Raw genomic sequence first — 12979 nt, forward strand, 5'->3', positions numbered from 1 at the left:
AATTCCTGATCCGGCAGAGGGCGTGTCCCGATGCCCCCATCAGGAGGACGAATTGCCATGTTTCAATCAGACCTGTTTCCCGCCGGCGAGCAGTTGCCGACAGTGCCCCTGGTCTACGCCATTGGGGCCAGGATTGCCGGGCTTCTCGCCTCGGGTCGTCACCTTACCCGTGCCGACATTTCCGGGCTGTTCGCCGCGGAAACCGGCGCTCTGGACTGGGGAAGCGCCTGGACCATCGATGACTACAACAACGGGGTCGAGATCGGCGCACTGCTCTGGCTGCGAGAGTCTTCGCGCATCGATCTGGCGACAAGCATGCACGAAGCAGAAGCACGTTTTGACTGGCTCGAAGCAGCCTTGCCGCCGCGGCATGTACGTAGCGAAGCACAGGTCGAGCTCCAGCAGTTCTCGACCCCGCCAATGCTGGCCTGGCTGATGGCGAAGGCCGCAGCAGTCTCTGCACACGACACGTTCCTCGAACCGTCCGCAGGCAATGGCGCCCTTGCCCTCTGGGGCAGCGTCCAGAACGCTTCGCTGCTCCTCAACGAGATCGATCCGACAAGACGGGACGGTCTGGCCCACGTCTTCCCCGCGGCCACGATCACTGCGCATGACGGGGAACTGATCGCCGACCTGATTCGCGGCCCTGTTCCGTCGGTCCTGCTGATGAACCCGCCGTTCGCCCGAAGTCAGGAACGCGGCAAGGACGGTGCGGCGGCGCAGCGCCACCTGCGCAGCGCGATCCGCGCCACTGCCAATGGGGCGAGGATCGTCGCGATCATGCCCGACGGCTTCGACGCCTCCGCCTTCGCCAAGGAACAGGACGAAGCGTCGCTCCTGCTCAATGTCCGCTTGGAGCAGATGTTTCGCCGGACAGGGACGGGGATCACCGTTCGCCTGGTCGTGATCGACAAGACGCAGACTGCGTCCTCGCCCGCGATCAACGGGGATACCTGCGACCTGATCGCGCTCCACGCGCTTGTCACGAAGCTTCCGCCAAGGACGAAGATATCCGCCAACCTCCATCGACTGCCAGCCGGCAAGCCAGTGCGCCTCCTTGGCAAGACTTCGACCCAACGCACGCCGGTCCGGCCGTTGGCGCCTTTCGCAGCGACATCAAAAGCCACGGCGAATGCGATCGACCTTGCCTATTCGGTCCTCGCCGACCCCGCGCCTGTGCCCGAACAGGCAGGCATCTACCTGCCTTACCGGCCCAGCCGCATCGCCTTCGAAGATGCTCCGGTCCATCCCACCCCGCTCGTGGAATCGGTCGCCATGGGTTCGGTCGCGGCACCGCAGCCCGATGTTTGCCCGCGCCTTCCCGCAAATTGGCAGGCCGATGGCCTGCTGTCCGAAGCGCAATGCGAGACACTGGTCTACGCTGCCCAGGCATTTGCGCGCGATCTTCCAGGTCAGTTCAAGGTCAGCCAGGAAGACACCTCGCTGGAACTCTCCAAGGACGGACACACCTACCGACAGGGCTTCTTCCTTGGCGACGGAACCGGAGCGGGCAAGGGACGGCAGATCGCCGCGGTCATCATGGACCGCTGGCTCGCAGGCGAACGCCGCCATGTATGGATCACCAAGAACGAGGCGCTGCTCGAAGATGCACGCCGCGACTGGGAGGCGCTTGGCGGGCTGCCGCTCGATCTCCAGCCGCTCTCGCGCTGGAAACTCGGCCACCCCGTAACGATGTCCGAAGGCATCCTCTTCGTCACTTATCCGAGGCTACGCTCTGGACGCGCTGAGGATACGCGGCTCGACCAGATCCTTGCCTGGGCGGGAGAGGAATTCGACGGCGTGATCGCCTTCGACGAAGCCCACGCCATGGCCAATGCCCTCGGGGGCTCCTCCACTCGCGGCAAGGTCAAGGGCTCCGAACAGGGTATGGCGGGTCTGAGGCTGCAGAACCATCTCCCGCGCGCCCGGGTGCTCTATGCTTCGGCCACCGGCGCTTCGGACATCGCCAATCTCGGCTACACTTCCCGCCTCGGCCTTTGGGGACCCGAGACCGCTTTTCCGACCCACGAAGCGTTCATGACCGAGATCCGCGCTGGCGGCGTCGCGGCGATGGAGCTCGTCGCCCGTGATCTCAAGGCCCAGGGGCTCTACCTCGCCCGTGCGCTGTCCTTCGCCGGGGTCGAGTACGAGATCCTCGAACACAGTCTGACCGAAGCGCAGGTGCGGATCTACGATGCCTATGCTGATGCCTGGGCGATCATTCACCGCAACCTCGAAGCTGCGCTCGAAGCAACCCGCGTGGTCGACGAGGACAGCGGCGACACGCTCAACCGCAATGCCAAGGCTGCAGCGCTCTCGATCTTCGAAGGCACCAAGCAGCGCTTCTTTGCCCAGCTCCTGCTTTCGATGAAATTGCCGAGCCTGATCCCCGCGATTGTCGCGGCGCTTGGCGAAGAGCATTCGGTTGTCGTGCAGCTGGTTTCGACCGCCGAGGCCATGCTCGACCGGCGCCTCGCCGACCTTACCGTGGAAGAACGCGAAGCGCTCGATATCGATCTGTCCCCGCGTGAATACGTCATCGACTACCTTACGAAGAGCTTCCCGGTGCGATTGATGCAGGTCTTCGCCGACGAGGACGGCAATCTTCGCTCCGAGGCGATGAGCGACGGAGAGGGCAATCCCGTTTTCTGCTCGCGTGCCATTGCCGCGCGTGATGCACTGATCGAACAGCTCTGCGCACTGCCGCCTATCGCAACGGCACTCGATGCGATTATCGAACATTTCGGAACCGAGGCCGTGGCCGAAGTCACGGGCCGGACCCGCAGGCTTGTCCTGGGCCGCGATGGTGAGCAGCGCCTTGAACGGCGTAGCCCCAGCGCCAATGTCGCCGAAGCGCAGAGCTTCATGGAAGGAACCAAGCGCATCCTGGTCTTTTCGGACGCGGGCGGCACGGGGCGTTCCTACCATGCCGATCTGGGCGCCAGGAACCAGCAGCGCCGAGTCCATTTCCTGCTCGAGCCGGGCTGGCGCGCCGACAACGCGATTCAGGGTCTTGGTCGGACCAACCGCACCAACCAGGCCTCGGCCCCGCTGTTTCGGCCGGTAACGACCGACGTTAAGGGAGAACGCCGGTTCATCTCGACCATTGCGCGAAGGCTTGACGCATTGGGCGCACTTACGCGCGGCCAGCGCCAGACCGGCGGGCAGAACCTGTTCGATCCGGCCGACAATCTCGAAAGCGACTATGCGCGCGACGCGCTCAGCCGCTGGTTCCAGCTGCTCTATGACGGCAAGCTCGAAGCCACCACCTTTGGCAACTTCGTCGAGCGCACCGGCCTCCGGCTCGAAAACCCCGATGGCGGGCTGACCGACAATCTCCCCACGATCCAGCGCTGGCTGAACCGTATCCTCGCGCTGCCGATTGCGCTCCAAAACGCCATCTTCGACGAATATCTCGGCCTCGTCGAAGCGCGGATCGAAGCCGCGCGTGAAGCCGGGACGCTCGACCAGGGACTGGAAACCGTCAGGGTTGATCGTTTCACGGTCCTGGCAGATGAACTCCTGCGCACCGACCCCGTGACCGGAGCAGAAACACGTCTCATCTCGCTCGAAGTGACGAGGCACCTTCGGCCTTTGCAATTGCAGCGCCTCGTCCGGATGCACGAGATTGGCAACCTGCATGCGATCCCGATGCGCAATGCGCGCTCGGGCAAAGTCGCGCTCTCGGTTCCGGCCCGGCGTCTCATCGCTGACGATGGGGCCGTGATCGAGCGCCGGCGCCTGCTGCGACCGCTCAAGTCCGCCAACTGGACGCTTGAGGCGCTTGCTGAAAGCCACTGGGAGGAGGTGGGCGTCACTGCGTTCACGAGCGCCTGGCGGGACGAGGAAGAAGAGGCCGCTGCTTCACCGGTCACCGAGCGCGTCCATCTTGCTACCGGCCTGTTGCTACCGGTCTGGAAGCGCCTGTCCGGCGATCATGTGCGCGTCACTCGGCTCGTTGCCGAGGACGGCCAGTCGATCATTGGGCGTGAAGTGCTCGATATCGATCTCGCCGCAATCGCCGAGACCTTTGGTCTTTCCGGAGTTACCGGACCGGCGCCTGAGCAGATCGGCAACCTCGTCATCGCCAACGGCAAGCCGCTGGGCCTCGCAAGCCACGATGCCTTGACCGTCAAGCGATCGCTGGTCGGCGGCGAACAGCGGCTTGAACTGACCGGGTTCTCGCCCGATCGGCTCGACTGGTACAAGGGCAAAGGCTGCTTCACCGAGATCATCCGCTACCGCACGCGCCTGTTCGTCCCGGTGTCGAATGCCTCGTCGGTTCTCCCCGCGCTTGCCGCCTGATCCCTCGGGCAGACCCTAATCCCAAAATGAGAGTGGAGGGAGCCCTTTGGGCTTGTGGGCCTCGTGATCCTCACCTGCGCCTTCATTCCATCAGGAGAACACCCATGATCCAGTCGATTTCTTTGAAGAAGCTCGTCCCGAGCCCGCGCAACGTTCGCAAGTCGAGCGACGTGCTGGCCGACCTCCAGCTGCGGGCAGACATCGCCGCGCGCGGCCTGCTGCAAAACCTCGTCGTGCGCAAAGGAAAGCGCGGCAAGTTCGAGGTCGAGGCCGGCGGTCGCCGTCTCGCCGCGCTACAGGCGCTGGCCGAAGAGGGCACCTTGTCCGAAAGCCATGAAGTTACCTGCCTCGTCATCGAAGGCGAGGAAAGCGAGGTGCGCGAAGCCAGCCTTGCCGAGAACTTCCAGCGTCTCGCGATGAATCCGGCTGACGAGGCGCAGGCCTTCGCTTCCATCATCGAGGCAGGGGCTACCACCGAAGACGTGGCGCGCCGCTTCGGCCTCACCGTCCGTTTCGTCGATGGACGTCTGCGCCTGGCAAGTCTCGCGCCCTGCGTCTTCGAAGCGCTCGCCGAAGGCACGATCACGCTCGACATGGCCAAGGCCTACGGCGCGATCTCAGATGTCGAGCGCCAGGCGCATGTCTATGCCGAACTGCAGGACGCCTGGTACCAGAGCACGCCCGACACGATCCGCCGCATGGTGCTTGATGCCACGGTGCGCGGTTCGGATCCGCGAGCCGTGCTCGTCGGACGCGATGCCTACCTCGCCGCAGGCGGCCGGATCGAACGCGAACTGTTCGACGATGACGCCAGTGAAAGCTGGATCGATGTCGCGCTGCTCGAGGATCTCGCGCACAAGGCCATGGAAGAAGCCGCAGGAAAGGCCGCGATCGAATATGGCCTTGCCTGGGTGCGCCCGACCCTTGGCACCTATGTCAGCCATGACCTTGTTGAAGGTCTGAGCCGTCTGCCTTGCGAGCCTGCGCCGATGACCGAACAGGAAGCGCGGGAGCTCGGCGAACTTGAGGCCGACTACGACCGAGTGGCCGCCGTGCTCGAAGACGAAGACAGCGACGAGGACGAGGTTGCCAAGGCCGAGAAGGAACTGGTGGTGATCGACCGCGCTGTGCGCGCGCTAAATGACCGGCCGCCGGTACTCGCCGACGAACTGAAACCGGAGGCCGGCGCCTTCCTCGTCCTCTCGCGCAATGGCGAGCCGATGTTGGTCCCACAGTTCTACACCGAGACCGAGGTCATCGCTGACGAAGGTGTGGTCGAGGCCATTGAAGAGCACGGTCCGGCGAAGCCCAAGGGAAGCTCGTTGTCGCAGCGCCTGCTCGACGAGCTCGCGATGCAACGCCGCGACATCCTGGCCATCCATCTGGCCAACGATCCCGCACTGGCGCTCGACTTCATGGTCTTCACGCTTGCCGATGCCGATGGACATGACTGGCGCGCCAAGAAAGCGTCCACGCTGGTCGGCTCTGTCGCTTCCGGCCCGGTTGCCGGGTTCGAGGCCAAGGATGCACCGGCGAGCGCTGCCCTAGCCGAGTTCGCCGGGTCGCTCGATGAAAGCTGGCGCTCGGAAGAAAGCGATGTCGATCGGTTTGCGAGATTCCGGGCACTGTCAGACGAGGCGCGCTCGGCCTGGCTTGGCCATGTCGTCTCTCGCACGCTGGTTGCCAGCCTTGCATGTGAAGGCGAGCGTTCGGTGCCACTGCACGAGGCACTCGGCTCGTTGCTCGAAATCGAGACCGCACATTGGTGGCGTCCCACGGCGACCAACTACTTCGACCGGGTGGCCAAGGCCCGTACGCTCGAGGCGCTCGATGCGGCAGGCGGGCCCGAACTGGTCAGTCGCTATGCTGCCTCGAAGAAGGCCGAACTGGCGAGCGCTGCAGAGCGCATTTTCTCGGGCAACTTCATCGGTGAGGCCGAGGTCAAGGAACGGGCGAAGGCCTGGGTTCCTTCGATCATGCGGTTCACCGATGCTGACGTTCCAGCCGACCTAAAGGAAGATGCGTCGATTGATGACGAAACCGAGGAGCTGGTCAGCGACGTCACGACTGGCGAGATTGCCGAGCAGGCTGCCTGACCCCTCCTGACAGGTCCAGGTCACTCGGCGGGCGGTCCGTCCCTCTCGGGACGGGCCGCCTTTTCGTATTCCCCCAGTGCGGCGTTCGTCACGATACTACTGAATGCTGTCATTCTTAGTGCTGAGGCAGCGTGTCAGCACCCGCCCACAAAGCCGTCGTTGGCGGTCTTAGAATGGTCCCTCAAAATCGGCCCTACATTCAGACGCTGGATCGGCAAGGGCTGCTTGCCGTCATTCGGCTAAAATACCCGCCGTAGCCGAAGTCAACACGGCGACGTAGAGGTATCGGCGTGGGCATGAAGCGTCGGTGGAATACACACACTCGCCGCCGCCGGCTGCGCTGCCGCAGGCGATTTCACGGTCGCACTCAACCGATCGGGATTCATGAACCCGCTGCTGATCTCATCATCGCTTGCCGATGACTGTGCGTTGTTGCTGGAACGCTGGCCGCCGTCGGTCTCTCGCTGGTGGCTCCCGCAATTGCCGTTACCGGCCTGTGTCACTGGGCTCCTGACCGGGTAGCTGCGTATGGGCAGCATCTGGCCGATCTGGTGGTTCGCTCTGCCTGGCACTACCGCCGGATATTTACCCGTTTGTGGGAATGGGCGGACGACTGAGCTGGCTCGCGGCCGGTCGGTCTTGTCACGACGCGAGGAGCCGATGGCTCGAAGCTATTCGTCAACGCCGATCCGACCAAGTGCTTCGATATCAAGTGCACGTAGGCTCAACCATTTCAGGTCCCCACCAGCAATAAAATGCGTATTACCACCTCGGCCAATTTCAGCCTTGTTGAATGGCTCCGCGCGGGATCGCCGAACCGACGTTATGTCCAGGCGATTGGCTCGAGCACGCCCATTCCGCCATGTTGATAGCGTGCAATCGCCGCGCGGATGCCGGCTTCATCGTTCATGATGAAGGGGCCGTGCTGGACCACGGGCTCGCGCAGCGCGCGCCCGGCAAGGATCACAAGCCGCGCGCCGACTTGCGACACAAGACGCACGGAATCGTCCGCATCGTGCGCAACCGCCGCCACAGCGTCGCCTGACGCCAGCGAGGCCGCTCCGCCATCCGTGTGCACCTGCGCCGAGCCGCTTTCGGCATAGACCAGCATATCCCAGCCAACCGCGAGCGGCAGTGTAACCTCGTCACCGGCGGTGAGGTTCAGGTCAAAGAGATTGACCGGTTCGGTCGGCTCGAGTGGCGAGACAATGCCTGCATGGTTACCGACCATGATGCGCAGGCGGCTTCCCCGTTCGCTCGTCCAGAGCGGCACCTCGTCCGCGGCAAGGCGCATCACACGCGGCGCGCTGTCCTTGTTGGCGGCGCTCAGATTGATGAAGATTTGCAGGCCATGCACCTGCTTTCCAGTCTGGGCAGGCAGTTCGTCGTGCATGACGCCGGATCCGGCCTGCGTCCAGAGAATACCCCCCGGCTCGACCACGAAATCATGACCGAGAGAATCACGGTTGCGCAGGCCGCCGGCGCTGTCCTCGAAGAGATAGGAAATGGACGAGAAGCCGGCATGCGGATGGGGCGCGAAGGTCACCGCGTCCATGCGGTAACGGTCGAACCCCATGACTGGATCGGCCGCATCCCCGAACCGTCCCGGCTCCACGCGGCGGGCGGAAAAGGCGCCGCCAAGATCGGCGCGTTCGGCGGATATGACGGGGGTCAAACGGGTCGTCATCTATGAATGTCCATCTTCTTGTTGCGGCAAGCCGGTCAGCCCGACTTCCTCGCCGCTGCCTCCGATCAGGCGAGCGAAACGACGAGCTTGCCGGTGACGTGCCCTTCCTCGCTGAGCGCATAGGCGTCTCCGACCTGCGCAAACGGAAAGACTTTTGCGAGATGCAGGCGAAAGGCGCCTTCGGAATAGAGCTGGGCCGCTTCGGCCAGCGCCCGTTCCGGACGGTCCTGGGGTCGGGTCGAGAATTGCGCGCCGTGCTCCGGCGCGGAAAAGTCGACAATGGAAAGAACGCGTGAAGGTTCGCCGACGATATCGATCAGTTCGGGGATGATGCCCGAACCGGCGAGATCGAGCGCGGCGTCCACGCCGTCGGGTGCGAGGCGCTTCACCCGGTCGGCGAGACCAGGCCCGTAGGTTGTCGGGATCGCCCCCAGTCCGCGCAGATAGTCGTGCTTCGCTTCGCTGGCCGTTCCGATCACGGTGATGCCCCGCGCACGCGCAAGCTGGATCACGGCTGAGCCGACCCCGCCCGCGGCGCCGTTCACCAGAAGCGTCTGCCCGGCCTCCACACCGACCTGGTCGATGGCGCGCGTCCCGGTTTCGGCCACCACGGCGAGCCCCCCGGCAACTTCGAAGGGCATGTCGTCCGGCTTGGCGGCCCAGCTGGAAAGCACGGCATATTCCGCCATTGCATCGGCGGCGAGCCCGAAAACTGCGTCGCCCAACGCAATGCCCGTTATGCCCTCGCCAAGCTCGTCCACGATTCCGGCCGCCTCGAACCCCACCCCGGCGGGGAGCTCGATTTTCATGAAATCGCGAAAAAGGCCGGTGAACCGCTTCCAGTCGGCAGGGTTGATCCCGGCAGCGCGAACCGCGATCCGCACTTCACCGGGCCCGGCATGCGGTGCATCGACCTCGACCATTTTCAGAACGTCGGGGCCTCCGAACTCGGTATATTGGATTGCTTTCATGGCGATCTCCTTGCGGCCGTGATCCGGTGGCGGCCGAGGCGCGACGAGATCGCGCGCGCTACCGACCCGCCATCGGCTTCATCTCGGATAGACATTCAACTTCTGCAGGGTCTCGAGCATCTGCTTCTTGTCGTAAGAGACATAGTCCGTGCCGGTCGCCGCGGGATCGGCGGCGATGGCGGCCGAGACCAGCCCGACCTCCACGTTCGACACCCATTCGGGATCGATGTGCTTGCGCGCTCGGGTTACGACCGGCCCCAGGATCTGTGACGCGACCCGGTGCCGGTCGCCGGCCTCTTGTGAAAGCGCGCGCCGCATCATCAGCAGCGCGGCCTGCTGCATGCTGATGATCGACGCCTTGGGCACCGCCTGCGTGGCGCTGCCGCCAAGGATCAGCTGATAGCTGCCGCTTTGCGGCAGGCGCGGACTCCAGGCTCGGGCACTCGCGAAATGAGCAGTGGAGGCATCGATGAAATAGCGTTGCCATTCCTCGCTCGAAATCTCCCACAGCAGCTTGCCCTGCCACCATCCGCCAAGCGCAGCGACCACATCGGTGACCGGACCATGCTCGTCCACAATCTGCTGTGCGAGCCTGTCCACCTCGTCGAAGCTCGCATAGCTCCCGGTCACGAAATGCAGGTTGGCCGGTTCGCCCAGGTCGGAGATAGCCTCGCAGAAGCGCTCAACCTTGCCCTCGGTCCGCGAAGGCACGATCACCTGCGCGCCGGTCTTCAGCCACGACCGCAAAAGGCCTTCGCCCACATCCCCCGTTCCTCCCGCGATAACGACGCGGCGGTCGGCAAGGTTGGGATAGCCGGCCTTCTCGAGGTCAATGATGCTGCTCATGTCACAATCCCTCCCGCCGGACATATTCCGCGACGCCGACGGGCGCGATTTGCGGATACCGGCTGTTAGCGACCGAACGAAGCCTGGCTTTTCCGGAGAGCATCGCGCGCCAGTACATGAGTGACAGCCAGGCGAAAATGTTGTCGGGCTCTGCGTGCCGGCGTCGCTCGATCTCCTCGTCGAGATCGGCCAGCGTTCCCATTCGCTCGACTTTCACGGATATGCCCGATCCCTCCTCATAGGCTTTCACGAGCCCATGAAAGTCGAGGGTCTCGCCGGCGACCTCAAACACGCTCGGCAAGGTTGCCTCGTCGACGGCTGCTTCGGCCGTGAACAGGGCCGTGTCGGCATAGGTCGTGAAATCCATCGCCTCATTGCCGTCACCCCAGAGAAATGCGCGACCTTCCTCGATATCGAACGCGCCGAGAAAGCCGAACAGGACCTTGCGATCGAGGAAAGCGCCGATCTGGATCTGTACGAGTTCCACATCGCCTTTCGCCTCCTCGGCCGCGCGCGCAAAGGCGCGGCGATCGTCCGAATTGATGTTGTCGCCATGGTCCAGGCCGAAGATATTGTAGGAGAAATTGGACGCAATGAAGCGCCGCACGCCGGCCCTGCGGGCCGCCTCGAGCAGACGAAGCTGGGCATGGATGATGACGTCGGGACCGCCCTGTATCGCCGAGATCACGCAGAAGGCGCCGCTCACGGCCTCTTCCAGTAGCGCGTCATTGTCCCGGTCCTCCAGGTCGACTTCCACGATCTCCGCGCCCCGTGCGCGCAGAGACGCGGCCTTTGCGACGCTTTGGGGACGCACAAGGACGCGCAATCGGACTTCCGGGTTGTCCATAAGCGCGTCGGCGATCAGCGAACCCAAATCTCCGGTTGCGCCTGCCAGCACGATGAGCTTGCCTGTTTCGGTCATATTATCCTCGTCTTGATAAGTGTGGGCTGCAGGTGATCCATTCCGCGGGCGTGATGGCGGCCGATCAAGTCGGCAGCCGTAGCTTTAGCACGTGGGTGGAACGGTGGTGTCGGCATGCCTGCGGCCAGCGGTCGTTCCAATTCAGCCATTGGTTCCTTCTCGTAACCCGGTACATATGAGGCTCTCGCCAGACGCCGCAAGACGGCACAGCAATGATACCGAGGTCACATGGAACGAACCGATCCCATCATCCACAATACGGCCGATTGCCTGCGGGTCTCGCGCGTGCTCTCGAGCATCGCCGGGAAGTGGAGTGTGCTCGTTATCATGCTTCTGCGCGAACAGTCGATGCGTTTCGGGGAGTTGAAGCGCGGCGTCGAGGGTATCTCGCAGCGAATGCTGACTCTGACACTGCGCAATCTCGAGCGCGACGGGCTCGTCACCCGAACGGTCACGCCATCGGTTCCACGCAGGGTAGACTATGAACTGACCGAGTTGGGTCATTCGCTCGCAGAACCGATCGAGGCTGTCGGCCTATGGGCGTTCTGCCACCTGACCCAAATCGAGAATGCACAGACCCTCTATGATGCAAGGGCATAGGTCGGCAAAGGCGCGACTGTCGCCGGTTGAAGTCGACGGCATTTGTTCCAAGGAGGATCGTTGGCATGCCGGCCAGCTTAACGGGTGCCCGATTGCCAGATGTGGAATGGCTGCATTCATTGAACCTACCCAGGCTTCAGGATGTGGATACACGGGGCATTTGTGCCAGCAGTTGGCGGGAGAACGCGGTCAGCATCGTTCGCACCTCGGGGTGATCCTCCGGCGACCAGCGCTCGACGATCTCTTGCAGCCGGGCGCGGTACTTCGCGGCCATGTGTTCGAAGGTCGCGCGCCCCTCCTCGGTAAGATTCAAGCTCCCGTCCGTCTCGCGCGATGTCATGTTCCGGGACGCAAGGTTCTCAATCAGGCGTGCCACCTCTTCTTCGGAAGCGTCGGCGTCGGCTGTCAGTTCTGTAGCCGGCATCGAACCGTCACGACGGGCGAGATGCAGGAACATCCACATTTCGTCGGGACGCAAATCTAGCTTCAGACTGGCAGCAATGCGTTCGATCGCTTCCCAGCGATGTTCATGGCGGGTCACGCGGGCGATGATGACCTCCAGTTCTTCCAGCGACGTGGCCTGGTGGGGCATGGCGAAACTCTCGCCGATATTTTCAGCCCGGGTGGATTCGCGCAGCTCGATCTCCTGCAGCAGCCAGGTCAAGGCGAAGGCGACCAGCCCGACGGCGGTCGCCGCAACGAAAACCGGATGCAGAGCTGCGACGAAGGATTCGAGATAGACGGATCTCATGCCGGGCGGCAGCGCGGCAATGCTGGCAGCATCGGTCGCGGTCGGCAAGGGCTCCCCAGCGGGAAGATGCCCGGCCAGTTCGCTCGCCAGGCCGGCCGCGAAAATGGCGCCGAAGATCGATACGCCGATCGAGCCGCCGATCGAGCGGAACAGCGTCGCGCCCGAGGTGGCTGTTCCAAGATCGCGATAGTCGACCGCATTCTGCACCGCGAGCACGAGGACCTGCATCACCATGCCGAGGCCAAGCCCGAGAACGAGTGTGAACGCCGAGGCGATCCACGTATCGGTATGGACGTCCAGCATGGATAGCAGCCAGAGACCCAAAGTCATGATCGCGGTGCCGAGGATCGGAAAAATGCGATAGCGGCCGGTCCGGCTGATGATCTGTCCGCTGGCGATGGAGGTGATAAGCACACCGCCCATCATCGGCGTCAGCGCCATACCGGCCTCCGATGGGCTGATGCCTTTCACGACCTGGAGATAGACCGGCATGTAGGTGATCGCCCCGAACATCGCCACGCCGACTATGAAACTGACCGATGCGGAGACGACGAAGATACGATTGCGAAAGAGCAAAGGGGGCAGGATAGGCTCCTTGGCGCGCCCCTCCGCCACGACAAACCGCGATCAGCGCGGCGAGTGCGAGCCCACCCATGGCAATGCTCGCCGGCGATGACCAGGCGAGCGTATGTCCGCCAAGGCTCGCCAGCAGCACCAGGGAGGTCAGCAGGACTGCGAGCAGGACGGCGCCGGCATAGTCGATCTCGGGCGAACGGCGCTCGGCCGGAGCGGTGAAGACCA

General features: G+C 63.6%; 8 protein-coding genes. 3 read left to right on the plus strand and 5 right to left on the minus strand.

Going from position 1 to position 12979, the window contains the following annotated elements:
- Positions 1-57 precede the first annotated feature (57 nt).
- Positions 58-4305 (plus strand): strawberry notch family protein, encoded by a 4248-nt coding sequence (locus A7A77_RS12410; protein WP_066558603.1) that lies wholly within the window; start codon positions 58-60, stop codon positions 4303-4305.
- Positions 4306-4409: 104 nt separating this feature from the next.
- The gene (locus A7A77_RS12415; protein WP_066558606.1) at positions 4410-6401 is read left to right on the plus strand and encodes a ParB/RepB/Spo0J family partition protein; all 1992 of its coding nucleotides are present in this window, start codon (positions 4410-4412) and stop codon (positions 6399-6401) included.
- A gap of 823 nt (positions 6402-7224) precedes the next feature.
- Here the strand turns inward: A7A77_RS12415 and A7A77_RS12420 are convergent.
- The 4 genes from A7A77_RS12420 to A7A77_RS12435 all read right to left on the minus strand — a co-directional run bounded on the left by A7A77_RS12420 (position 7225) and on the right by A7A77_RS12435 (position 10803).
- Positions 7225-8088 (minus strand): pirin family protein, encoded by an 864-nt coding sequence (locus A7A77_RS12420; RefSeq protein WP_066558609.1) that lies wholly within the window; start codon positions 8086-8088, stop codon positions 7225-7227.
- 65 nt (positions 8089-8153) lie between these two features.
- Positions 8154-9059: an NADP-dependent oxidoreductase gene (locus tag A7A77_RS12425; protein ID WP_066558612.1), complete on the minus strand. Its 906-nt coding sequence runs from the start codon at positions 9057-9059 to the stop codon at positions 8154-8156.
- 78 nt (positions 9060-9137) lie between these two features.
- Positions 9138-9905 (minus strand): SDR family NAD(P)-dependent oxidoreductase, encoded by a 768-nt coding sequence (locus A7A77_RS12430; protein WP_066558615.1) that lies wholly within the window; start codon positions 9903-9905, stop codon positions 9138-9140.
- A gap of 1 nt (position 9906) precedes the next feature.
- Positions 9907-10803 carry an NmrA family NAD(P)-binding protein gene (locus A7A77_RS12435; protein WP_172799907.1) on the minus strand — a complete coding sequence of 299 codons (897 nt, stop codon included), beginning with the start codon at positions 10801-10803 and terminating at the stop codon, positions 9907-9909.
- A 252-nt stretch (positions 10804-11055) separates the two neighbouring features.
- On the opposite strand from A7A77_RS12435, the gene A7A77_RS12440 reads away from it, so the two are divergent.
- Positions 11056-11427: a winged helix-turn-helix transcriptional regulator gene (locus A7A77_RS12440; RefSeq protein ID WP_066558626.1), complete on the plus strand. Its 372-nt coding sequence runs from the start codon at positions 11056-11058 to the stop codon at positions 11425-11427.
- A gap of 136 nt (positions 11428-11563) precedes the next feature.
- Here A7A77_RS12440 and A7A77_RS12445 read toward each other — a convergent pair whose 3' ends face one another.
- Positions 11564-12793 (minus strand): MFS transporter, encoded by a 1230-nt coding sequence (locus A7A77_RS12445; RefSeq protein ID WP_066558628.1) that lies wholly within the window; start codon positions 12791-12793, stop codon positions 11564-11566.
- Positions 12794-12979: the final 186 nt, after the last annotated feature.

It is taken from the genome of Croceicoccus bisphenolivorans, assembly GCF_001634625.1.
GTDB classification, from domain to species: Bacteria; Pseudomonadota; Alphaproteobacteria; order Sphingomonadales; family Sphingomonadaceae; genus Croceicoccus; species Croceicoccus bisphenolivorans.